Origin of the sequence: Paenibacillus sp. LHD-38 (assembly GCF_031157315.1) — a bacterium.
Taxonomy (GTDB): domain Bacteria; phylum Bacillota; class Bacilli; order Paenibacillales; family Paenibacillaceae; genus Pristimantibacillus.
Window position 1 is genome coordinate 124,565 of the sequence record NZ_JAVIFU010000016.1, and the last position, 23,372, is coordinate 147,936.

The window sequence follows — 23,372 nt, forward strand, 5'->3', positions numbered from 1 at the left end:
GTGAATATGTGCTTAGGCAAATAGGTTTGCTTCAATTGCGTGCATCAGCATGGATTCTATTTGGTTATTAACCACGTCAGGAAGCACAATTTCGAAAAGATTATCAGGTGTCGATTCCTTTTTTTTTGATGTCTGGGAGAAGGGAATCAAGCGCAATAGCATTTCCAAGGTGTCCGCAGCCAGCCACCTTGTCGGATGAATGGCAAGTGGCATCGTCGTAGCAACTCGGGTAGCGTCACTCGTACTGCCACTGACGAATAGTATTTAGCCTTGTGTTTTGGAATTACATCTTGTTCATAACTCGGTGGACGTGCGCTTCACCAACAATCTTGTTTTTACGAACGAATGCATCTAATAGAGATTGGCTGCAGTGGTTATTAATTTTTCTAGGCACGCCATGAGCAAATAGGTGAATCGCAACCAACTCGTCATCCGAAAATATCTCCTGAACGGAACCAGATGCCCTGACTTAGTGCTGAATGTAGGTACTCGTCTCCTCTTCTGAGAACCCTTGGAACTGATTAGGTTTGAATCCGCTGATCAATGGCGTTCAAATGCCTCACCTTAAGCTGGTTGCGCAAGCTAGGCCGCCCGACCAGGATTAAATTCAGCGGCGAGTTGGAATCCTCTTTGATGTTCAGCAAAAATCGAATCTTCAGCATCATTGTTTCCGAAAGTCGATGTAATGATCATACGAATTCTTTTAGCTGCCTCTAGCAACTGCATTGCTTATCTGTGTTTAAATACATGTGGTGTAACTTGATCAGGAAATAACTCGGGTTGAAGTTTTCTTGCTTGATCCACATATTTATCTATGATGTAGCCCCTCTTAACCGCTCCTCCTTTCGATTTATGAAAAAGGCGTGTCTAAACCTTGTTTACTCATGCTTTATGGTTGTTTCCCGAACGTATTTTCATTATTTTGGATGAATTGGGCATGATGGGGGAAATTCAGAGTTTATTCTCTTTCCAGTAAACTTCACCTTAGCTGGTCTGCTTAATCGGACATGGCAAACTGTCAAATCAATAATTTCTTGGACGTGTGCCCCTGATTCGTACAACAATGTCAATAATGCCTTATCCCTTCGACCTTGCCTTGACTTTAAAGACGGCTCGGCCAGTACGGCCTATATTCCCTCTAGCATCAGATAATGAAGAGGCGCAACATTTGACCAAGCTTTCCGAAATCGGAACAAGCCGATGTTATTGAATTTAGAGCACTCAATGGAAATAATTCCTCACGCGGATTAGCATCTGCCATCGACAGAGACAGCGCTTCTGATGATATACGTTTCACAGAACAAACTCCGAATTATTGATGATCACATCACATGGTGAAGCATGTCATTCAAGGGGAACTCCAATGAAGCGGCAGTGGTCTGAAATGAAGTAAAATCGGGAATTGGACTGATGGCTGGTACAAATGGCCATGAGTACGGAATGCACTGCGGGGAGTTCTTTGACTTATTTCTAAGCGGCATCCATAGCGTGATTGGCGTCTGGAATTTGGTCCAAGTGGTATACCTCGTATCAGTTCATCAAGCACTGGTTTTGTTTTTGAGTCCTAAAATGAGAACCGTTTTTTATTTTCAATATATTTTCTATACCTCTCCATTCTTTATAAAGAACGTGGTATTATAAAAAAAGAAAAATAAAAGGTGGGGACTTCAATGAATATAGTAAGTGTTGTAGTACCTATATATAATTCAGGTAACAAACTTGATAAGTGTATCACATCAATATTATTACAGACATTTGTTAATTTTGAACTAATATTAGTAAACGATGGTTCCCAAGATAACAGTTTGGAAATATGCGGAAAATATAGAGGTGAAGACTCAAGGATTATCTTAATAAACAAGAAAAACGAAGGTAGTGTAGCTGCTCGTGAAACTGGTCTTAAAGTATCTACCTCAGAATATGTAATGTTCGTAGATGCAGATGATTGGGTTGATAAAAACATTATAGAGTGCCTTTATAACGAATTAATAACAAATAATGCAGATATATCTGTTTGCAATACTTATAAAGTTGTAGGCAATGGTAAACTAATCAAGAGGAAAACACAAAGCATTTATTTTGAAATTGATAAAGTTTACACAAAAGAAGATGTAAAGAAAAACTTAGTAACATCATATTTTCATGGACATTCTTTTCCAGCATCCTTATACGCTAAACTTTACAAAAGGGATCTACTATTAAGTTCAGGAAATTATCTGAACAGGATTCATTATTTAGGAGATGATCTATTTTATAATTTAGAGGTATTTTTAAAAGCAGAGCGTGTTAAAGTTGTCACTAATCCTCTGTACTATTACAGAACAGGTGGCTATACAAGCAAATACATGCCTTATTTATTCGACGATATGACAAATGGATACCAAATACAAAAAGAAGTTATTAATGAACATTTCAATGACTCACAAAAACATCTTAACGGCATAAGTGTCATGTTGCTAAATACATTCAAAACATGCTTACAAAACTTGTTTCAAGGGAATTTGTCTAACAAGGAAATCAAAAAAAAAATTGTTGATTACTCTTCAAATGAAAATGTGATTAATTGTCTTACAAATGAGGCTTCTATCAAGTGCTTTCCAGAGGAATACTTAAGTGCAATAAGAAATAAAAATGTGGAGTATCTTTATCAATTAGGTTATTCAATGCACAAGAAAAGTAAAATTAGAAATTACTTGACTTTGATCATTTCAAAAATCTCATAGTTTTAAATTAATCGTCAAGTATTCTACAGATTGCGAAACATGCTGCTCTCTAAGAAGCTTGGTCATAAACCTGTTGGGCGTTTCAATGAGCAAAATCATGCATATTAGTGCCCGGTGCGTAAGGCGTAATTTCTAGTTGGTCATAAGCCGAATACGAACTGCAAAATGACTGAACGCTAAGGCCGAAAGCATGAATACATATTGAACACGTTGAAGCCAATCTGAACCATCACCAGGAGCGGGAATAGCGAGCTGATAGAAACTTATATGACTTTCGCGGCTGTAAGCACTAGTGTCAATTTGTAAGTCTTGAGCTCTGTAATTATCTGGGGAACATGGTGGAGATGCTTGCCTGAGAACAAAACGGGTTTGGCTATTCTAATAATGCTTAGAGCGTAGCACCTTTCAAAGAACAGATCACCTGAACTCCGCTGACTGCTTGACGGAGTGTCTCTAGAGCAAAAGAGAATCCTCCCAACCATACAGTCCAACGCATGACCTATACATAATTTATTTCTCGCGGTCATGCCAAAAGGTCGAGCACTTATAAGGGAAGAAAAAAAGGGTATTCTTGCGCATTAGTTGATCTGTTTTAGTGAATTATGATCAGGTACTATCTACCATTTCATTGTGAAGGATTTTTATTTGTCTATAGCGCAAGAATACTGAATATTATGAAAGTTGAAGGAACATTTGAACAAGATCGTGATCATGTCTAAAATGATAATCTGTTACAAGTTTTCTGCAAAATGCGTCTGCAACGAAAACTATCAATGATGAATAAGAAAAGTAACATTATATCTTTACGGACTGCTACTTCATATGGGAATAAATCCGAATTTATTAAATACAGCTAAAACATCAACATACTCCCAAATTATATTACCATCTGTAGTTGAACCAGTATTATGCGAGGGAGGTGTTGAACCACTATTTCCTGAGGTTTTAGATTTGTAGACTTTCCCATTTGTATATACTAAGTTATTAACTACATAATTTTTACCTGCAGCCCATGGGATATTATTGGCTGTACCTGCTGTTGTACAAACCCAACCAACATATCCTCCGGGAGTGGGAGCAGCATTATAGATCAATTGCCCAATACTGTACTTACCAAAGGTAGGTTCTGATAAAGCACTAGCAGAATGAAGGGTTTCTCCAAGAATATTTTTTTCTAATTGTTGATTTACATTGTTTGTGAATATTATTTCTGAATTAATTTTGCTATTCTTCTCCGCAATAATTAATGTCTTTGGAATTGGTAATGTTGTTCCATTCTTTCTATATACCCCTTCGATAGTAATGGTCCCTTTAGTGTTAATCCCTGTATTATTCTTAGTAACAATTGTATTTTTAGAAAGAAATAAATAATTTTCAGTAAACACTCTTAATGCATATAAGGAACCTAAGGAGGTTACTTGCCCGATAACTTCTAGATGGTTATTTATAATGTCAATTCTTGGTATCGAGAGGAAAGAAACTCCTTGCCCTCTAGCTTCATGAGTGTAAAGTGAGTAAGGTGCATCCCAAACTATTTTATTATTTTTAAAGATATGAGTACTATATCCCTTATCCAAGGCTAGCTTATCACTACCAATATCTCCTCCGTCAAATCGGAATGATTGGTTTTTAAATGTTGAATTTTCAACTCTCATGCTTTCTGATACCATCATTCGACTGTAGTTAATAGTGGTCCCTGTGTGGATAAACTCACAATCTTCAACAATCAAATTTTTTGTCCCAAAATAAGTTCCACCACTCGTGTCACTGGTTAAAAATTTTACATTTGAGAGGAAAGCGTTATCCGTTACGCCGTAACTAACATTTGAAATTCCCTTGGCTCTTCTAATATCGAATAGGGAGTTACGCAATTCTATATTTTTACTTAAAAAAAAGAGTACCCCATCTTTCTCAGGGTTATCGAAGGTGATCTTGCAATTGTAGATTTTAACCGTTTCACCGCTTAAAGATAGGCTGCATTTTGTGAAAACACAATTATCAATTGTAGTATTACCAGCGTTAATATTACAGTTCTCACCAAATATAGAGTCGTTTCGAAATGTACAAAAAGTCCCATCTGATTCTACACCACTGGTAATCGATTTGCCGGTTATTGGGCCATAGTAAATATTATTATGTGATAAATAATCATCACCACTCCCGCTAAAATTAACAGCTCCTCTGAATTTATTGTTTTCTAAATGAACCCCCCTAGTACTGATACATATAAATGCTCCAGATCTATTATCGTAGAAATTGCAGTCTCTAATGGTTATTTTTTGATTGGACATATAACCATCTTCAATATCGATACCGTAGCCGGGATTGCAGCCGTTTGACCTATCCATAGGATTACTATTATTATAAAATTCGCAACTGTTATAGGTTATGAACCTTCCTCCGCTTACAGAAGCACCTAACCTTCTATTCTTGTGTGATTTACAATTTGTGTAAGTTATATACTGAGGAATTTTAGCGCATGAAACATAATGCAGGTTGCCACTCATCAAATCATAATTTTGTAAAAAAGAGAATCTCACTTGTGATGTGCCAATTGGTAACGAGTCCAAATAATTAAATTCATAAGATCTTGTGTTTCTATAGCCTAGATAGGAACCGTCTTTTTTGTAAAAGTGTACTTTAATTGCGGTTTTATTTAAGTTGCTACCCAAGCCGTAGCCACCATACCCATCACCAGAGTAATAAAAATATCCTACTGATTTAACTAGATCTCCTGTAACATCGTAGAATTTTGTTACAGTAGTGTAATTGGTTTTTGTAGTATCCAAGCTTCCTGTGCTAGCAATATCTCCTTTAGCAAAATGTGTTGGATGTTGAACGCCACCAATGCTAGAGAAATCCATTGATGTTGTAAATCCATCACCTGTACATTCATAAACTTCGCAATTCTTTATTAATATGTTGTAACATGAATTTTTACAATTTACCCCATATCCCCATTCATGTGTACCCCCGCTAGTATAATCGTGCGTTTCTCTGTCACCCTTGATAGTAGCACCTTCGATTGTTACATTTTTAATGTTATCACATGATATAACAGTATATTCTGATAATTTATTTGATTCTTTTTTAAACAAACAGCCATAAAATTTATAGTTTGTATTACTGCAAAGTTCTACAGAAGAGTTTTTATCTATTAGATAGTCTCCTTTTGGTAAAACTACTATTAAAAAATCATTGAGGTTTGCCCACTGCAAGGCAGAATTTATCCCCTCTGTTGTCTTTAAAGCATCAGTTCCGTTATTACTTATTCCCCATCGATTGAGTTCAATAATATAGATATTATTCATGAACAATATGCACCTCCATTTAATATGAAATAAACACATGAGTGTAAGCTTTTGCATTATCTGATTTCAATTATCTCATGTCCATAAGGGATTGAGTATGAGCTTTAGCACATATTGGAAATTTTGTAATTGATTTAATAAGCAGCAGTAAGGCCACTTTACGACTACCTTTTGCGATGATCTCATAAATCAACGTAATATATGAAAATAGGTTGACCTGTTCTCTTTAAAGAACTAATATAAATATATTGTATGTTATAAAATTTAATTTTGATTGCAAGCGCTTAGCTTAACGTTAGGATCTAAAATGGACAAAGGAGAATAATATGATAGGGGAACGGATTAAGAGTCTAAGGGAAAAAAAGGGCTATTCGATAACGAAGCTTGCCGACCTAGCTGGCGTATCCAAGTCATATTTGAGCTACATTGAACGCAACATGCAAAACAACCCGTCTCTTCAAGTAATGGCAAAAATAGCAGCGCCTTTGGATTCAAACATTGAGTATTTACTTGGAGAAGAGCATTTACCAAAACTTAACCATGATGAAATGTTGGATGAAGAATGGCGTTCCATTATTAAAAATGCCGTTGATGAAGGTATGAGCAAGGGAGATTTTCAAACGTTAAAAGACCTGATTCGTTCAAATATGTGGAAGGAAAACAGGCCGGAGACCAATCTCTATTCGAATGAGAAAAAGAAATCATCAAATATCATTATCCTTCATATCGATAACTGAAGGTTAACAAGAAATTAAGGAAACGTGTCTTGACATGTTCTATATAAAGAACTAATATTAACTTATTGTTCTTTATTACAAACATTAAGCAGGTGTGTAAATGGAAGGTAAAAGAAATGTAGAGATGTTGAAAATCCGAAGTGATAAAGAAAAAGTTAAAGAGATTAACATTAAAGAAATGTATACGGTCATTCGAAAGCGAATATGGTTGATATTACTGATTACCATAGTCGTTACGGTTTTAGCGGGTCTATATAACAATAGGCCTGAACCACCCTTGTATGCAGCATCTTCAAGAATGATTGTTACTTCAAGCTCAGATAAGCTTGTTACTGTAAGGGTATTATTTAGGGAGCCGATCGTTTTGGAACAGGTTATTGAACAGCTTGGACTTGACCGTTCAGCGGCACAGCTAAGAAATCAAATTCGAGTGGACAATGTTGATGGATCTCTTGTAACTGTAGTAACGGTTATCGATCCTAGTTCGAAGTTAGCTGCTGATATCGCAAATACAGGCGTAGAGGTTTATAGGAAGGTTGCGGCTGAAACGTTAGGCGTCAGTAACATTAGACTGCTAACGCCAGCTGTGGTAAACCCATACCCCATCAACGAGAGAAGTAATACAATCGTTTATATAGGCTTTTTATTCGGATTAATCTTAAGTATCGGTTTAATCTATCTTCTAGATTCACTAGATGATTCTATCAAATCAGAACGAGAAGTTGAAGAGCTACTAGGTTTAACGATGCTGGGCTCTGTCACCAAAATGAAACGAAAAGACTATGCGAGACATTTAAAGAAACAAAAGAGTATTTTAGTGCGGGGTGAGACGATTGGTTCGTGAAAGGCAAATGGTGTCTAAGTCATATGTAAACAGAAGTTTGCTGGCCTATATTAACCCTCATGGCGCAATATCTGAGCAGTATCGAACCATTCGTAATAACATTCAATATGCTGCAAACGGTCAAAAAATTCGTTCGCTGCTTGTCACATCTCCCTCCGAGGGAGATGGGAAATCGACGGCAGCTATAAACTTGGCGGTTTGTATGGCACAGCGGGGTGACCGGGTACTCATTATTGATGCGAATTTCCGGAATCCGATCATTAACAAAATATTCAATGTACAAACCTCGCCAGGGCTGTCGAATGTACTAGGACAACAGCTCGAAATTCGCGAAGCCATTTATAATACAGAGGTCGAAGGATTGGATATTTTGCCAAGCGGGCAGCGACTATATAATTCGACGGAGCTGCTTGATTCGCAGGTTATGGTGGATGTTATGGCGTTTGCGTCTGAGCAGTATGAAATGGTTCTGCTGGATTGCCCGCCAGTATTAGGCGTATCAGATACGAACGCATTAGTTAGTAAATGCGATGGCGTGTTGTTGCTTTTGAAAAGTGGAAAAACCCATAAAGAATTGGCACTCGAAGCGAAGCGTGCGTTGTTGTTTGCAAAAGCCAACATACTTGGCGTCATATTAAATAAAAAGAGCGTTTGATGATCGTTATCAATAGCGCTTTTTTTACGGGCTTTTGTTCTTTATAAAGCACAACATTCGGTCCGTTAGGGCCGATTCGTTCGGTAATGTCTCCTCACCGTTATCAATGGGGGCACTCGGCCATGCTGTGGGTTAGGAAAAACCTTAGACGCGAGTCGTCAAGGGTGTGGTGTGAGGCGGGGTTGAATGCCCTGATTTCTGCATTAGAGTTTTTAACTAAATGGTTTTGCATAAAGCCTTTTAGTTAAACACTCTAAAAGTGTTGCTGTAGTCTCCGTGATATTAGCAAAAGCGGAATGCATCGTTAGCATTTACTTTATTTGATGTATTTCAGGAAAGGGTGAAATGGCTTTGACGTATCGGCAAAGATTGTCTTTTTTAATGTTGATCGATTCTTTTATCGTGCTTACCGCCATCTTTTTCAGCAGATTTTTACTTAGTGCTTCGCTTGATGTGGTGACGGCACCGATTGTAATCAGCTCGATTACTCTCTTGTTAAGCCATCATTTTTTCTCCTTCTATTACAAGCTGTATAAGAAGGCGTGGGAGTACGCAAGCGTAGGAGAGTTACTCATTATTACAAAGGCGGTCTCGTTTTCTATCCTTGCGGCGGCTGTAATTCAACAGCTCGTTATGCAGGATGTCTTTTTCAGGCTTCTTGCAGTGACCTGGATGATCCACATGCTGTTGATCGGAGGCTCTAGACTTTGCTGGAGAATTTTCCGAGGCAGCTACCAGAAAAATGCCGGCATGCGCAAGCGTACTTTGATCGTAGGTGCTGGCTCAGCTGGCACGATGCTTGCCCGCCAGCTTCTCAGCAACAGCGATACGGAGCTGCTGCCGATTGCTTTCATTGATGATGATGTGAATAAGCATAGCCTTGATATTATGGGAATACCGGTAAGGGGCGGCGTTTCCAGCATTGCAAAGGTCGCAATAGAGTTGGATATAAACAATATTGTTATCGCGATTCCGTCATTGAGTAAAAAGCAGTTGAACACGATTTTTAGCGAATGTGCGAAAACGAAAGCAAAAACGCAAATTATTCCGATGTTAGAGGATTTGGCTACCGGAAGGATCTCGGTTAGTCAATTTCGTGATGTTCAGGTCGAGGATTTACTCGGCCGGGAGCCCGTAGAGCTGGATATTGAGAGTATTTCAGGCTACGTAACGCAGAAGGTTGTGATGGTAACTGGAGCTGGGGGATCGATTGGTTCTGAGGTATGCCGTCAAGTATCGAGATTCTTGCCAGAAAAGCTTATTTTGCTCGGACATGGGGAAAACAGCATTTACTCCATAGAGATGGAGCTAAGGGAGCTGTATGGACATACCAATATTGAATTTATAACTGAAATCGCGGATCTTCAGGATGCTAATAAAATGCTGACGGTAATGCAGACGCATCGTCCTCAGGTTGTATATCATGCGGCTGCCCATAAACATGTTCCGTTGATGGAGAGAAATCCGGAAGAAGCCTTCAAAAATAACGTGATGGGTACATTGAATGCAGCTAGAGCAGCTAATCATGCCCGCGTGGATACCTTCGTAATGATTTCAACCGATAAGGCCGTTAATCCAACGAGCGTCATGGGTGCAACGAAAAGAATTGCTGAAATGGTGATACAGCACATGGATCACATAAGCAACACGAAATTTGTTGCTGTTCGGTTCGGCAATGTGCTGGGCAGCCGCGGAAGCGTCATTCCGCTGTTCAAAAAACAAATAGAGAAGGGCGGACCCGTAACGGTTACCCACCCGGATATGGTTCGTTATTTTATGACGATCCCAGAGGCTTCAAGACTTGTAATACAAGCGGGGGCACTTGCCAGGGGCGGCGAAATATTCGTTCTGGACATGGGCGATCCCGTCAAAATTACCGATCTTGCACAAAACGTCATTCGTATGTCAGGCTTCACGGTGGAAGAAATTGGCATTCATTATACAGGCATTCGGCCGGGCGAAAAGCTCTTTGAAGAAATGCTCAAGGATAATGAAATCAATGATAAGCAAGTATACCCGAAAATTTACATAGGTAAAGCATGCGAGATTTATTTTGACCAAATTGAAGAAATCATTGCCCTTCATGGCGGAATGAGTAAAGCAGAGTTACGGATCAGGCTGCTGGATCTTGCCAACAACGTTGTGGAGTTCCCTGAATTTGCATCTGTAACAGGCTAATAAGACAAAGGGGTTGCTGAAGCTATGAAAGTAAGGAAAGCGATAATACCAGCCGCTGGGCTGGGTACGAGGTTTCTTCCGGCAACAAAAGCGATGCCAAAGGAAATGCTGCCTATCGTTGATAAGCCGACGATTCAATACATTGTAGAAGAAGCGATCGAATCCGGCATTGAGGATATTATTATTGTCACGGGCAAAGGGAAACGCGCGATTGAGGACCATTTCGATAATTCGTTGGAGCTCGAGCAAATTTTGACCGCCAAGCATAAATATGATTTGTTAAGCGAGGTCCGCAAATCAGCGGATATGGTAGATATACATTATATTCGTCAAAAGGAACCAAAGGGCCTCGGTCATGCGATCTGGTGTGCCCGCAAATTCATCGGAGACGAACCGTTTGCAGTACTGCTCGGGGATGATATTATCTCCGCGGAAAAGCCTTGCATAAAGCAAATGATTGAAAAGTATGAACAGTACCATACTTCGATAATCGGTGTGCAGCGTGTAGCGGATGAAGCCGTTTCCCGTTATGGCATCGTTGATGGCACGCCGATGGAGGATTCTTTTCACAGGGTGAGGCATTTGGTCGAGAAGCCTTCCAGAGAACTTGCTCCATCGAATATGGCCATTATGGGCCGCTATATTTTGAACCCCGCTATTTTTGAGATTTTAGGTAATCAAACGCCGGGAGCAGGCGGAGAAATACAGCTGACAGACGCCATTGCGGCATTAAACTTAGCCGAGGCTGTCTATGCTTATGAATTTGAAGGCAAGCGCCATGATGTGGGAGAAAAGATGGGCTTTATACAGACAACGATCGAGTTCGCTCTTCAGCGGGAGGATCTGCGTTACGATTTATTAAACTATTTGTCGGAAACGATTGAGCGAGAAGCTGCTAGAAAATAATTCTAGTATAGGATGGTATAGGATGCCTAATAAGATACTATTTTGCGCAACGGTTGATTATCATTTCAAGGCTTTTCATTTGCCTGTTCTTGAATGGTTTAAGCAGCAGGGCTGGGAGGTTCATATCGCCGCAAAGGGCGAGCTGGACCTCCCTTTTGTTGACCACAAGTTTAATTTGTCGATCGAGCGCTCACCGGTTCACAGAAATAATTTGAAAGCCTACCGTGAGCTGAAGGCGATCATCCAGGAACAGAATTATAAAATCATACATTGCCATACGCCGATGGGCGGCGTGCTGGCTCGATTGGCTGCGCAAACAGCCAGAAAAAAAGGCACGAAGGTAATCTACACTGCACATGGCTTTCACTTTTGTAAAGGATCCTCGCTTTTGAACTGGATGCTTTATTATCCGATAGAAAAGAGCCTCTCACGCAAAACGGACTGTCTGATCACGATCAATAACGAGGATTACCAGCTGGCGGTTTCCAAGAACTTCAAAGCGAAGCAAATTGCGCATATCCATGGCGTTGGCGTAAATACAACGAGGTATAAGCCTTTGGCCAAAATTGATAAATGGCGGCTACGGCAGGAGTTTGATTTCCGGACAGATGACTTTCTCCTGTTTTACGCAGCTGAATTCAACAAAAACAAAAACCATCAAATGCTTATTCGTGCCTTGGCTTCCATAAAGGAACAGGTGCCGCATGCAAGGCTGCTGCTAGCGGGAAAAGGCCCGATGCTTTCGGCTTGCCAAGGGTTGGCAGAGCAGCTGGGTGTTGGCGCCATGGTACATTTTCTCGGGTATAGGTCGGATATCGAAAGGCTTTTGCCGATGTGCGATGTCGCTGTCGCCTCCAGTCTCCGCGAAGGGCTGCCGGTAAATATTATGGAGGCCATGGCTTGCGGATTGCCGATTGTCGCAACGCAGAATAGAGGCCATTCGGAGCTGGTTGTTGAAGGGGAAAATGGGTATGTGCTAGCCGCTCATCAGGTAACGGCTTTTGCCGGCAGACTGCTTGAGCTTAGCCGATCGAATACGCTTCGGCTCCAAATGGGAGAAAAAAGCGCGGAAATGGTTAAAAAATATTCATTGGCTCAGGTAGCGCTAGAGTTAAACGACATCTACAAGCCATTAATGGAACAGCCGCAGCCAGATAAAAAGGAGAGATTGCAATGGGCGGTCCTTTAAGGATTTTACATGTCGTCGCGAACATGAATCGTGGAGGCGCAGAGACTTTACTTATGAATTTATACCGTCATATTGATCGGTCGAAGATCCAATTTGATTTTCTAACCTGCAAAGAAGGGGTTTTCGATGAAGAAATCCGCAGTCTCGGCGGAAATATTCATCGCATCCCGCATATAACCGATGTCGGACATTCAAAGTATTTGCATGCTTTGGATCAATTTTTTCATATGCACGCTTATTACAAGGTCGTTCATTCACACATGGATAAAATGAGCGGCTTTGTCCTGCGTGCGGCAAAAAGGGCAAACATTCCCGTTCGCATCGCGCACAGCCATAATACGAGAAGCGAAGGTGGCATTGCTGCCCGCCTCTACAAATGGTATGCAGGAACTCTCGTGCGCTCGGCTGCGACGCATAATGTCGCTTGTTCAAGCGAAGCGGCCAGTTGGATGTTTCCTGGTAGGGAGAAATCTACGCTTATTTTGCAGAATGGAATAGCTTGTGAGCAATTTGCTTTTTCAGCAGACATCCGCACGAAGATGCGGGAGGAGCTAGGTATTCCTGACGACTGTCTTGTCATTGGACATGTCGGAAGGTTCAATCTGCAAAAAAACCATGCCCAGCTTATCAGCATATTCCATAAGCTGCAGCAAAAGAAACAGAGCAGCTTGCTGCTGCTTGTCGGAGATGGGCCTCTGCGCTCGGAGATCGAACAGAAGGTTAATGAGCTTGGAATCACCGCTAAGGTGAAATTCCTTGGCGTAAGAAGCGATATTAGCAGTCTGCTCCAAGCGTTTGACGTGTTTGTATTTCCGTCTCATCATGAAGGTCTTCCGGTTACTCTAGTTGAGGCACAAGCTGCCGGATTGCCCTGTATCATTTCCGATCATATTACATCGGAAGTTGATATGGGCATACATTTAGTCAAGTTCTTCTCTCTTAAAAACGAAGCTAGTGCTGTTGAGGGAGTCCTCGAAGCAGCAAAACAGCCGTCGCGTATGATTCCCGCTGGCATTTTAGCAATCAAAGGCTATGATATCCAGCAAACGGCGCTGCGGGCTGCAGATTATTATTTATCCCATTATGAGGTGAGACATGAAGACATTAACCGTGTTTACGCCCACGTATAATCGGGCTTATTGCTTACATCAAGTTTATGAGAGCTTGCAGCGGCAGACCTGCAAAGACTTTGAATGGCTTATCATTGATGATGGCTCAAGCGACGGGACTGAAGAACTCGTAGCCGGCTGGATCGCTGAGGAGCGCGTGCCGATTACCTATGTCCTTCAACAAAATAAAGGAATGCATGGAGCGCATAACACCGCTTATGAACGAATGGTAACAGAACTGAATGTGTGTATCGATTCTGATGACTATATGCCTGATGATGCAGTGGAGCATATTGTAGCTTTTTGGAGTAAGAATCGGAGCGATAAGGTTTGCGGTTTTGTTGGACTGGATGCTTATATAGACGGAAGCATAGTCGGTTCGGAATTACCGGAAGGGCTAACTAGCGCTACCTTGTTTGATTTATATCATAAATATGGCGTTACGGGAGATAAGAAATTAGTTTATCGGACCGCATTAACGAAGCTGTATCCTTATCCATTATTTGACGGAGAGAAATATGTGGGGCTTGATTATAAGTATCATTATTTAAATCAGCATTATGAGTTATTGCTCCTGAATGAAGTGCTCTGTCATGTCGAATATTTACCGGACGGATCTTCAAGAAATATGTTAATGCAGTATCGGAAAAATCCTAAGGGCTTTGCTTTCTATCGCAAGTCACTGCTGCTGCTTCCAATTGGCGGGATGACGTTTAAATATCGTCAGGCTGTACACTATGTTTCCAGCAGTTTAATGTCAAGAAACAGAAAATGGCTTCATGAGGTGCCATCTAAGCTAATTATTCTATCTGCATGTATTCCAGGTCTGCTTCTATATGGTTACATTAGGCTGAAAACGAAAAACGTATATACGCTGAAAGGAACGGCAAATGACTATCCTGTGGCTTAACCTGATTGTCGTTTTTTTATTTGCCCTCGTTTCCAGGTTTTTCTCGGCTCCAGCTGCTGTCGGACCTACATTTATACAGCCTAATAAAATATTAGCTGCGGTAGCCGCCATATCGCTTATTCTAGTATCGGGGTTAAGAAACAATATAGGTGATACCTTCTTTTATATGCACGGTTATGAAGTGAACAATTTCCAGTGGGACACCATTACCGAGCAAAAAGATATGGGATTTAGTATTTTGCAGCTTCTCCTGAAACAAATCACAGAGGATCCGCAAATCTTGCTTATTACAACTGCGTTAGTGACAAACATGCTTATCGCAATTGTAATGTACAAATATTCGCGGATGTATGAATTAAGCTTGTATGTTTACATTACGTCCGGCGCATTTGTCGTATCGATGAACGGCCTCAGACAGTTTCTGGCAGCAGCTATCGTATTTGCAGCAACAAAGGCTTTGTTCGAAGGCAAATGGAAAACGTATATGTTAGTGGTACTATTCGCCACCGTTTTTCACCAAAGCGCACTCGTTATGCTTCCGATCTATTTCATTGTTAGAAGGAAGGCGTGGACGGGCGCTACTTATGCATTATTATCAGTGGCTATCTTAATTGTCATAGGGTTTAATCAATTCTCAGATTTGTTGTTTAAAGCGATACAGGGCACTCAGTACGCCCATTATCAGAACTTTGAAGAAGGCGGAGCGAGTGTAATACGGGTATTCGTTTATGCTGTCCCAGTAATCATAGCTTTTTTTGGTAGAGAGAAGCTGAGATATCTGTTTCCAAAGAGTGATATCCTAGCTAACCTTTCGGTCATTGGTATCGTACTCATGATCATTTCCACCCAAAATTGGATTTTCGCACGAATGACAATTTATTTTAACCTTTATCAGTTAATTCTGATAGGGTGGATCGTTAAGGTATTCCGCGAGAAGGATCAGAAATTGATATACTTCGCAATTTTGATTTTCTATTTGTTTTTTTTCTATTTTGAGAGTGTCATCACTTTGGACATAAGGTATACAAGTAAATATTTAGTATGGCCATCATAAAGGAGGCAGCAACGTGAGCGGAGTTGAGCAAATTCCTCGGATCTTGCATTACTGCTGGTTTGGCCGCGGAGAAAAGCCGCGCAAAATCGTGAAATGCATGAAAAGCTGGGAAAAGCATTTGAGTGATTTTCAAGTAATGGAGTGGAATGAAGATAACTTTGATATCTCTTCTATTCCTTATGTCAAAGAGGCATACGAGGCCCGTAAATTTGCTTTCGTAAGCGATTATGTTCGTTTATACGCGCTTCATAAGCACGGCGGCATATATTTGGATACGGATGTCGAGGTTATTAAGCCGTTAAGCGTTTTTCTTCAGCATGAAGCCTTTTCAGGTTTCGAGGACCAGAAGTTTTTGCAATCCGGCACGATGGGGGCAGCAAAGGGACATCCTTGGATCAAAGAGCTGCTGGAAAATTATGATACGCGAAGCTTCTTGCTGCCTGACGGAAAGCTGGACACGACGACGAATACGGCAGTCATTACTGAAATTTGCAGTCGTCATGGTCTCAAGCTGAATGGAGATTATCAGGTGCTGCGTAATGGCGTAACCTTTTATCCGAGAACTTATTTTAGTCCTTATGATTATATCGACGGCGGAAACTACATAACGAATGACAGCCACACGATTCATCATTTTGCTCAATCTTGGCTTCCTGCACATGTGCGCTTCAGAGGCGAGGTAAAGAAAGTCGTGAGCCGTATCGTCGGGCCGAAGATGATTTCAAAAATGAGACAGCTGCTATCGTTAAACTAAGAGAAAAATAGAATACATATCAGGAGCCCATACGGATGATAAAACGAATGTTTGATCTGGCCATTTCCAGTTTGTTGCTAATTGTACTATCTCCCGTTATTGCAATAACCGCAATTTTAGTCCGATCAAAGCTAGGATCGCCTATTATATTCAAGCAGCAGCGTCCAGGCTTGCACGGTGTTCCATTTTATGTGTATAAATTTCGTACAATGACCTCGGAGAGAGACAGTTTGGGTGAGCTGCTGCCCGATCATCTAAGACTGACCGCTTTCGGAAGCCTAATGCGGAAATCTAGCCTTGATGAGCTTCTCCAGCTCGTTAACGTAATCAAGGGAGAGCTAAGCTTAATTGGGCCTCGGCCGCTCCTTATGGAATATTTGCCGCTTTATAATGAACAGCAGGCGAAGCGTCATCTCGTCCGTCCCGGAATAACGGGTTGGGCACAGATTAACGGCCGCAACGCAGTTTCATGGGAATCCCGATTTGAGCATGATGTTTGGTATGTAGAAAATCGAAGCCTCTTGTTGGATATTAAAATATTACTGCTGACTGTAAAAAAGGTGCTGAAATCCGAAGGAGTATCTAATGGCAATCACGTGACGATGCCTGTATTCCAAGGAACGACGACCAATAGCGAGGGATAAAGCCATTTTTCAAGCATCTGACTTGCTTGAGGAGTGGCTTATTATATTTGAAGAGGATGTGTGGCAAATTGTCAGCAAATGAGATGAAAAGAATTTATTTATCCCCTCCGCATATGAGCGGGAAGGAGCGCAGTTATATTAATGAAGCCTTTGAATCGAATTGGATTGCGCCGTTAGGTCCCAATATCGATGCTTTCGAGAAACAAATTGCGGCTTACGCGGGATCTGCAGATGCGGTTGCTGTCAGCTCTGGTACGGCTGCTATACACCTTACCTTGCAATTGCTTGAAGTAGGCGCAGGGGATACGGTTTTTTGCTCTAGCTTCACATTCGTAGCAAGTGCCAATCCTATTCGTTATTGCGGTGCAGAGCCTGTGTTTATCGATTCTGAACCGGAAACGTGGAATATGTCGCCTATTGCATTGCAAAGAGCTTTTGAGGAAGCGAGCCGCAAAGGAAAGCTGCCTAAAGCGGTAATTGTTGTACATTTGTATGGTCAAGTTTCTAAGATGGATGAGCTTGTTGCTTTGTGTGAGCAATACGAGGTTCCCTTAGTCGAGGATGCCGCTGAATCGCTGGGCTCCACGTACAAAGGAAAGCAGAGCGGCACCCTCGGGAAGTTCGGTATTTATTCTTTTAACGGGAATAAAATCATTACGACTTCTGGAGGCGGCATGCTGGTTTCCGATGATGTAGAGCTTTTAAACAAAGCACGCTTTCTTGCAACGCAGGCAAGGGATGCGGCTCCGCATTATCAGCACAGCAGTATGGGCTTTAATTACAGAATGAGCAATATTTTAGCTGGTGTTGGACGAGCGCAGCTGGAGGTCTTGGACGAACGGGTTGCAGCTAGAAGGGCGGTATATGACAACTATGTACGGGCATTCTCGGCTCGACCTGGTATTCATTTTATGCCTGAACTGCAGAATACCAGATCGAATCGTTGGTTGACGACTCTCGTTATGGACAAGAACGAAACGAATACAACGATAACGGAGCTGCTGGATGCGATGGCAGCCTCCAATATTGAAGCCCGCCCGCTTTGGAAGCCATTGCACTTGCAACCGCTGTTCGAAGGTACCCGTTTCTATGCCCATGCCGGCGACGTATCCGTTTGTGAGCGTTTATTCCAAAGCGGAATTTGTTTGCCTTCGGGGTCGAGTATGACCATTGTTGATCAGGTAAGGGTTGTGGACTGTATTAACGATGTGTTCGAGAGAGCAGCAGAAAAGAGCGCGCAATCAGCCTAGGAAGACAATTAAAGGTAACGCTCGCCCTGTTCTCTTATTCGTACAGCTCTGGCTGGAGTACCGTAAGCAATTGTATAAGCTGGGATATCGGTTAAAACGGTAGAGCCGGCGCCGATTACAGTGTGCTCGCCAATCGTTATGCCATGAATAACATTTGCACCTAAGGATAGAACGGAATAATCGCCAATACTAACGTTGCCTCCCGTACAGGCTTTAGGGGCAAAGGTAACGAAGCTGCCAAGCCTTGAGTCATGATCAGCAGAAGATTGGGTATACATGACGCAGTGCTCGCCGATCTGCGTATCGCTATTAATGACGCAGCCTGCCATGACGATTGTCCCGTTGCCAATTTGTGCGCCCTTAGCGATAGAAGCAGCTGGGTGAACAGCACTTATAAAAGTAAAATGAGGATGTGCTTCTTTTATTTTTGCGACAATAGCTGCACGGGTCCAATTATCTCCAATGGCTACTATGCCGCTGCTGACGGTTGAAAGATTGGCTGCAAGCCAGCTTTCATCGCCTAAAATTTCATAGCCGTAAAAGGTTGAGCCGACTGGCTTATAACCATCAAGGATGCCTGCTATTTGATACAAACCAGCCTTTTCAATCGTATCTATAACAACCTTTGCATGGCCTCCGGCTCCGTATAAGATTATTTTTTCCATAGGATTAAAACCTCCTTATTCGTAAAAACGTTCCAATCACTTATTCATTCTAGCAGAAAAAATCCTTTTTTTCTAAAAGAATACTGAACAAATGGAATGATGATTGACAGATATTAGGTAAGGTGTTAATCTGTACTTGTGTTCGTTTTATAGAACAAAATAAATATTTTGTTCGTTATTGGCTAATTAGCATGAAGGAGATATTCATGAATAACGATGTCACTCTCCATAAAGAAGAACTATCTGACGAATTAAGATTAATGCTCTCTATTCTTGCAATGGATAACAAGACGGAGATTACATTTGATTTGCAGGAACTCATCCGCCATGCGGATTGGGACCAGTTTATTGAATTAGCGAGACACCATCGCGTCTTTCCTTCGCTTAATAACAAGCTGCAAAAATTAAAAGCGATTGGGATTCCTACATTTGTATCCCAACTGTTCCATCGCGACTATTATCGGAATACACTGCAAATGCTTGCTCTAAGCGGCGAGATGGAGCAGATTGCCAAATTATTTTCTGACAACGGTATAAGATCGTTGTTTTTAAAGGGGCCCGTCATTGCTGCAGATCTTTATGGTGACGTATCTCTTCGGACTTCATGCGATTTGGATTTGCTTATTCCGCTGAAAGACTTAGAGAGAACGGAAAGCCTCCTCCTCTCTTGCGGGTATGAAAAGGATGATTATATCGTCTCCGTACTGAACGACTGGAAATGGCGTCATCATCATACTTCATTTATGCATCCTGAAAAGGGAATCAAAGTAGAGGTTCATTGGAGACTCAATCCTGCTCCGGCGAAGGAACCGAAGTTTGATGATCTATGGGAGAGAAGAAGACAAAGTTCGTTAATCACACGACCTATCTACTATTTGGGGAGAGAAGACTTATTTATGTTTCTGGTCTCTCATGGCGCTCGTCACGGCTGGTCTAGACTTCGTTGGTTACTTGATATTAAGCAGTTGTTGGATCAAAAGATAGATTGGCCCAAACTGATTAGTCTCCTTCGAAAGCATCAGTTCACGCATATCGGCGGTCAGGCATTACTATTATTAGCGAAGCTGTTTGCAGTTCCTTTACGTGAGGAAATGAAGCCGTTACTAAACGATAGAAGAGCAGAATGGTCAGCTGAGGATGCCATGTTTTACGTACATAGAATGATAAATCTTCATAGTCCTCCAATAGCGGTAGAAGTCGACCGCTATCATAGAAAGTATTTATTTGGTCTATTGACCTTTAGACAAAAGGTCATGTTTATTGCAAGCTTTCTTTTTCCATATCCAGAGGATGCCAAGACGCTGCCGCTTCCACAGCCGCTGCACTTTCTCTATTTTCCGCTTCGGCCATTCATATGGGGGTGGAGGAAGCTTAGAAGTAAAAATCAAAATAAAGAAACCTATATGTGAATAGGAGCTCAGGATGAGAAATGTATTGATCGCTTCTTACGATATGGAAGTCGGCGGTGTCGAGAGAAGCTTAGCTGGAATGCTTGATGAGTTTAACTATGCGGATTTTGACATCGATCTGATGCTGTACCGGCATAAGGGAGATTTTATGGGTTTGTTAACAGATAAGGCGAATTTACTGGGTGAAATCGCTCAGTACACCTCATTCAGAAAATCCATTAAAGAAACATTTCAAGATAAGCAGCTGCCAATTGGTCTTTCCCGTGTTATAGCGAAAGGCCATTCTTTACTTCAAGGCAAAATTAAAGGCATACATGAAATCGGTTATGTTCAAATGCAATTAGTGTGGAAGTATGCAATGCCATTTCTACCTAGATTAGAAAAGGAATATGACGTTGCAATCAGTTATTTATGGCCGCATTACTTCGTTGCCGACAAGGTTACCGCCGATAAGAAGATTGCTTGGATTCATACGGATTATTCCACGATAGCTGCAAATTATAAAATGGATCTGAAAATGTGGGAAAAATTTGAATACATCATTGCCGTTTCCGATGCCTGCAGGGAATCTTTTCTAAAGCGCTATGAGTCATTAAGAGAAAAGGTAGTCGTTATGGAAAATATCGTTTCGCCCTTGATTATTCGTAGTATGTCCTATGAACAGGCAGAATCTAACCCTCTGGCTCATGATACGCGTTTTAAGCTGCTGTCTGTCGGAAGACTCTGTCATGCCAAAGGATTCGATGATGCGATAAAAGCATTTAAGCTTCTAGTAGATAAAGGCTATGACGATATGGTTTGGTATATTGTCGGTTATGGCGGAGATGAAGCGATGTTACAAGAATTGATCAAGAAAAATCAACTGGAAGGGCAATTTATATTGCTAGGAAAGCAATTAAATCCTTATCCGTATATGAATTTATGTGACTTATACGTGCAGCCCTCGAGGTACGAGGGCAAAGCGGTTACCGTTACAGAAGCTAAAATTTTAGGGAAGCCAATCGTCATTACAAATTATTCGACAGCGGAAAGCCAAATCGATCATTTGACGGATGGCTATATCACCGATTTATCAGTCGAAGGCGTAGCTGAGGGGATCGAGAAATTATACAAGGACCGCGAGCTGAGAGAACGCCTAGCGAATCATTGTAAAAGCTCCGATTACAGCAATAGCGGTGAGCTAGAGAAGTTATATGAGCTGATAGGGCTTCAGGGGAGTAGTAGTAAGTGAATATAAAGGTTAGCGTTATTGTTCCTGTATTCAATGCCGAGCCTTATATCGCCGGTATTATTTGACAATTAGTTCTTAATAAAGAACTAATTTGTTTTTTATAATGGAGTTTATAGGAGGAGCTAATGAAATGGCAATCTTAATTACAGGTGGTGCTGGTTATATTGGTAGTCACACATGTGTGGAGCTTCTTGAAGCGGGGTACGAGGTAATTATTGTTGACAATTTGTCTAATAGTAGTCATCTTTCTTTAAACAGAGTCGTGGAGATTACCAACAAAACATTTACATTTTATAAAATGGACCTCATGGACAAAACCGGGCTGGAGGAGGTTTTCACTAAGCATCGGATCGACGCGGTCGTTCACTTCGCAGGTCTTAAATCTGTCGGCGAATCGGTTCAATTACCGTTATCTTATTACCATACGAATATTACAAGTACCTTAATACTATGTGAGGTTATGAAGAAATTCGGAGTGTATAAATTAGTATTTAGCTCGTCTGCAACTGTTTATGGTTTACCAGAACAGGTACCAATTTCTGAGAACTTTCCTTTAGGAGCAACGAATCCATATGGAAGAACGAAGCTAATGCTTGAACAAATATTGCAAGATTTAGCTGGGTCGTACGATCAATGGGGGATTTCTATATTACGATACTTCAATCCTATAGGGGCACACAAAAGTGGTAGGATTGGCGAAAATCCAAATGGTATTCCAAATAACCTAATGCCTTATATCTCTCAAGTAGCAGTTGGCAAGCTAAAACATGTAAATGTTTTTGGTGATGATTATTCAACTATCGATGGTACAGGAGTAAGGGATTATATCCATGTTGTAGACCTTGCTAGAGGTCATTTACGTGCATTGGATAAAGTTATGAATAAATCTGGGGTGGATATTTATAACCTCGGAACTGGACGCGGCTACAGTGTGTTAGAAATGATTACAGCTTTCGAGAAGGCATCAGGACGAAGTATCCCATTTGTGATTGTTGATCGTAGACCGGGCGATATAGCCGTATGCTACGCGAACACACTTAAGGCGAATGAAGAGCTGAATTGGGCTGCATCGTTAGGAATTGAAGACATGTGCGAGGATGCATGGCGTTGGCAAGAAACTAATCCGAACGGATTCGAGCCTGATAAAGAAAATATTCAGTTGGTTTTAATGCAGTAACAGTGGTCAGTGAATCATCTCGGCAAATGATTTAATCATTTGCTTGTTTATCATATTATGCATAGTCTCATCATATCTTATTAATCTATCATATCATTAATTACAAATTTCTGACCGCAAAGTATCAATATCTAATGAAAGGGACAGAATTCGGGATTAGTTAATGTTATAAAAAAAGTTGAGTTTTTAATTACATAAAACGGAATTTAAGGTACCTCATTTATTTATATCTCAGTCCTTCTGCATTTTAGATTGTTCAATGTAATTCGACAAAAAATGTAATTATTTATCATTTTTGTAAGACATGAAGCGACAGCATGCGCAATTATGGTGATCTATAATACATCTATAAGTGAATGACAAGCATAGGGAGACGTTGAAATGCGTTTAGTATCTGGGCACCTTAAACGCATGGAGTCAGTGGTGCAACCGTCCCAAATTGAATGGGGGACATGGGAAAATGGTACTTATAAACTCAGATGGCCATCAAGACTTAGATATGGAATGGGTAGCATTAATTATGAACGCACGAACATTAGGGTTTAGCAAAGAAGATGTGCAAAAAGCACTACTTATTTTAAAGGAAAGCAGTAAGGATGATATGCAAGATACTGCTGTGTAAGAAT

General features: G+C 41.1%; 20 protein-coding genes and 1 riboswitch. Of the genes, 17 read left to right on the top strand and 3 right to left on the bottom strand.

The genetic code is table 11. From position 1 onward, the window contains the following. Positions 1 to 521: 521 nt before the first annotated feature. Positions 522 to 644: a hypothetical protein gene (locus RCO25_RS15745; protein ID WP_308997094.1), complete on the bottom strand. Its 123-nt coding sequence runs from the start codon at positions 642 to 644 to the stop codon at positions 522 to 524. Between the two features lie 1,026 nt (positions 645 to 1,670). Between RCO25_RS15745 and RCO25_RS15750 the strand changes: the two genes are divergently transcribed. Continuing rightward, complete coding sequence (locus tag RCO25_RS15750; protein ID WP_308997095.1) at positions 1,671 to 2,723, top strand: glycosyltransferase family 2 protein; 1,053 nt, start codon at positions 1,671 to 1,673, stop codon at positions 2,721 to 2,723. 818 nt (positions 2,724 to 3,541) lie between these two features. Here RCO25_RS15750 and RCO25_RS15755 read toward each other — a convergent pair. After that, positions 3,542 to 6,034 carry a right-handed parallel beta-helix repeat-containing protein gene (locus RCO25_RS15755; protein ID WP_308997096.1) on the bottom strand — a complete coding sequence of 831 codons (2,493 nt, stop codon included), beginning with the start codon at positions 6,032 to 6,034 and terminating at the stop codon, positions 3,542 to 3,544. A 326-nt stretch (positions 6,035 to 6,360) separates the two neighbouring features. Here RCO25_RS15755 and RCO25_RS15760 point away from each other — a divergent pair, with 326 nt between their 5' ends. The 12 genes from RCO25_RS15760 (at position 6,361) to RCO25_RS15815 (ending at position 18,264) form a co-directional block, all read left to right on the top strand. After that, positions 6,361 to 6,771: a helix-turn-helix domain-containing protein gene (locus RCO25_RS15760; RefSeq protein WP_308997097.1), complete on the top strand. Its 411-nt coding sequence runs from the start codon at positions 6,361 to 6,363 to the stop codon at positions 6,769 to 6,771. A gap of 100 nt (positions 6,772 to 6,871) precedes the next feature. After that, on the top strand, positions 6,872 to 7,615 hold the full coding sequence (locus tag RCO25_RS15765; RefSeq protein WP_308997098.1) for a YveK family protein: 744 nt from the start codon (positions 6,872 to 6,874) through the stop codon (positions 7,613 to 7,615). After that, positions 7,605 to 8,270 (top strand): CpsD/CapB family tyrosine-protein kinase, encoded by a 666-nt coding sequence (locus tag RCO25_RS15770; RefSeq protein ID WP_308997099.1) that lies wholly within the window; start codon positions 7,605 to 7,607, stop codon positions 8,268 to 8,270. The genes RCO25_RS15765 and RCO25_RS15770 overlap by 11 nt, the downstream gene beginning before the upstream one ends. A 351-nt stretch (positions 8,271 to 8,621) precedes the next feature. Continuing rightward, positions 8,622 to 10,448, top strand: a complete 1,827-nt coding sequence (locus tag RCO25_RS15775) for a polysaccharide biosynthesis protein (RefSeq protein WP_308997124.1) — start codon at positions 8,622 to 8,624, stop codon at positions 10,446 to 10,448. 24 nt (positions 10,449 to 10,472) lie between these two features. Further along, positions 10,473 to 11,354, top strand: coding sequence for a UTP--glucose-1-phosphate uridylyltransferase GalU (galU, locus tag RCO25_RS15780; protein ID WP_308997100.1), 882 nt, complete (start codon positions 10,473 to 10,475; stop codon positions 11,352 to 11,354). Between the two features lie 22 nt (positions 11,355 to 11,376). Next, positions 11,377 to 12,543, top strand: a complete 1,167-nt coding sequence (locus RCO25_RS15785) for a glycosyltransferase family 4 protein (protein ID WP_308997101.1) — start codon at positions 11,377 to 11,379, stop codon at positions 12,541 to 12,543. Then, positions 12,528 to 13,673, top strand: a complete 1,146-nt coding sequence (locus RCO25_RS15790; RefSeq protein ID WP_308997102.1) for a glycosyltransferase family 1 protein — start codon at positions 12,528 to 12,530, stop codon at positions 13,671 to 13,673. Before RCO25_RS15785 ends, RCO25_RS15790 begins: the two co-directional genes overlap by 16 nt. After that, positions 13,639 to 14,562, top strand: coding sequence for a glycosyltransferase family 2 protein (locus tag RCO25_RS15795; protein ID WP_308997103.1), 924 nt, complete (start codon positions 13,639 to 13,641; stop codon positions 14,560 to 14,562). The genes RCO25_RS15790 and RCO25_RS15795 overlap by 35 nt, the downstream gene beginning before the upstream one ends. Next, entirely contained in the window at positions 14,543 to 15,616 is a 1,074-nt protein-coding gene (locus tag RCO25_RS15800; RefSeq protein WP_308997104.1) for an EpsG family protein, read from the top strand. Before RCO25_RS15795 ends, RCO25_RS15800 begins: the two co-directional genes overlap by 20 nt. A gap of 13 nt (positions 15,617 to 15,629) precedes the next feature. Then, a complete protein-coding gene (locus tag RCO25_RS15805) occupies positions 15,630 to 16,370 on the top strand; it encodes a glycosyltransferase family 32 protein (protein WP_308997105.1) in 741 nt (246 codons plus the stop codon). A gap of 38 nt (positions 16,371 to 16,408) precedes the next feature. Further along, positions 16,409 to 17,014, top strand: coding sequence for a sugar transferase (locus RCO25_RS15810; protein WP_308997125.1), 606 nt, complete (start codon positions 16,409 to 16,411; stop codon positions 17,012 to 17,014). A gap of 83 nt (positions 17,015 to 17,097) precedes the next feature. Continuing rightward, positions 17,098 to 18,264 (top strand): aminotransferase class I/II-fold pyridoxal phosphate-dependent enzyme, encoded by a 1,167-nt coding sequence (locus tag RCO25_RS15815; RefSeq protein ID WP_308997126.1) that lies wholly within the window; start codon positions 17,098 to 17,100, stop codon positions 18,262 to 18,264. 8 nt (positions 18,265 to 18,272) lie between these two features. Here RCO25_RS15815 and RCO25_RS15820 read toward each other — a convergent pair whose 3' ends face one another. After that, positions 18,273 to 18,929: an acetyltransferase gene (locus RCO25_RS15820; protein ID WP_308997106.1), complete on the bottom strand. Its 657-nt coding sequence runs from the start codon at positions 18,927 to 18,929 to the stop codon at positions 18,273 to 18,275. 206 nt (positions 18,930 to 19,135) lie between these two features. On the opposite strand from RCO25_RS15820, the gene RCO25_RS15825 reads away from it, so the two are divergent. The 4 genes from RCO25_RS15825 to sinI all read left to right on the top strand — a co-directional run bounded on the left by RCO25_RS15825 (position 19,136) and on the right by sinI (position 23,368). Then, positions 19,136 to 20,338 (top strand): nucleotidyltransferase domain-containing protein, encoded by a 1,203-nt coding sequence (locus RCO25_RS15825; protein WP_308997107.1) that lies wholly within the window; start codon positions 19,136 to 19,138, stop codon positions 20,336 to 20,338. Positions 20,339 to 20,351: 13 nt separating this feature from the next. Then, positions 20,352 to 21,569 carry a glycosyltransferase gene (locus RCO25_RS15830; protein ID WP_308997108.1) on the top strand — a complete coding sequence of 406 codons (1,218 nt, stop codon included), beginning with the start codon at positions 20,352 to 20,354 and terminating at the stop codon, positions 21,567 to 21,569. Positions 21,570 to 21,699: 130 nt separating this feature from the next. Further along, positions 21,700 to 22,746, top strand: a complete 1,047-nt coding sequence (gene galE / locus RCO25_RS15835) for a UDP-glucose 4-epimerase GalE (protein ID WP_308997109.1) — start codon at positions 21,700 to 21,702, stop codon at positions 22,744 to 22,746. 360 nt (positions 22,747 to 23,106) lie between these two features. Next, positions 23,107 to 23,188, top strand: a riboswitch (cyclic di-GMP riboswitch). Between the two features lie 18 nt (positions 23,189 to 23,206). After that, a complete protein-coding gene (sinI, locus tag RCO25_RS15840) occupies positions 23,207 to 23,368 on the top strand; it encodes a DNA-binding anti-repressor SinI (RefSeq protein ID WP_308997110.1) in 162 nt (53 codons plus the stop codon). Positions 23,369 to 23,372: the final 4 nt, after the last annotated feature.

Coding starts and splice junctions, on each gene's coding strand:
- RCO25_RS15755 (WP_308997096.1), bottom strand. CDS start 6,034: ATGAATAATATCTATATTATTGAACTCAATCGATGGGGAATAAGTAAT.
- RCO25_RS15760 (WP_308997097.1), top strand. CDS start 6,361: ATGATAGGGGAACGGATTAAGAGTCTAAGGGAAAAAAAGGGCTATTCG.
- RCO25_RS15825 (WP_308997107.1), top strand. CDS start 19,136: ATGAATAACGATGTCACTCTCCATAAAGAAGAACTATCTGACGAATTA.
- RCO25_RS15765 (WP_308997098.1), top strand. CDS start 6,872: ATGGAAGGTAAAAGAAATGTAGAGATGTTGAAAATCCGAAGTGATAAA.
- RCO25_RS15800 (WP_308997104.1), top strand. CDS start 14,543: ATGACTATCCTGTGGCTTAACCTGATTGTCGTTTTTTTATTTGCCCTC.
- RCO25_RS15795 (WP_308997103.1), top strand. CDS start 13,639: ATGAAGACATTAACCGTGTTTACGCCCACGTATAATCGGGCTTATTGC.
- RCO25_RS15790 (WP_308997102.1), top strand. CDS start 12,528: ATGGGCGGTCCTTTAAGGATTTTACATGTCGTCGCGAACATGAATCGT.
- galU (WP_308997100.1), top strand. CDS start 10,473: ATGAAAGTAAGGAAAGCGATAATACCAGCCGCTGGGCTGGGTACGAGG.
- galE (WP_308997109.1), top strand. CDS start 21,700: ATGGCAATCTTAATTACAGGTGGTGCTGGTTATATTGGTAGTCACACA.
- RCO25_RS15785 (WP_308997101.1), top strand. CDS start 11,377: ATGCCTAATAAGATACTATTTTGCGCAACGGTTGATTATCATTTCAAG.
- RCO25_RS15820 (WP_308997106.1), bottom strand. CDS start 18,929: ATGGAAAAAATAATCTTATACGGAGCCGGAGGCCATGCAAAGGTTGTT.
- sinI (WP_308997110.1), top strand. CDS start 23,207: ATGGTACTTATAAACTCAGATGGCCATCAAGACTTAGATATGGAATGG.
- RCO25_RS15750 (WP_308997095.1), top strand. CDS start 1,671: ATGAATATAGTAAGTGTTGTAGTACCTATATATAATTCAGGTAACAAA.
- RCO25_RS15815 (WP_308997126.1), top strand. CDS start 17,098: ATGAAAAGAATTTATTTATCCCCTCCGCATATGAGCGGGAAGGAGCGC.
- RCO25_RS15830 (WP_308997108.1), top strand. CDS start 20,352: ATGAGAAATGTATTGATCGCTTCTTACGATATGGAAGTCGGCGGTGTC.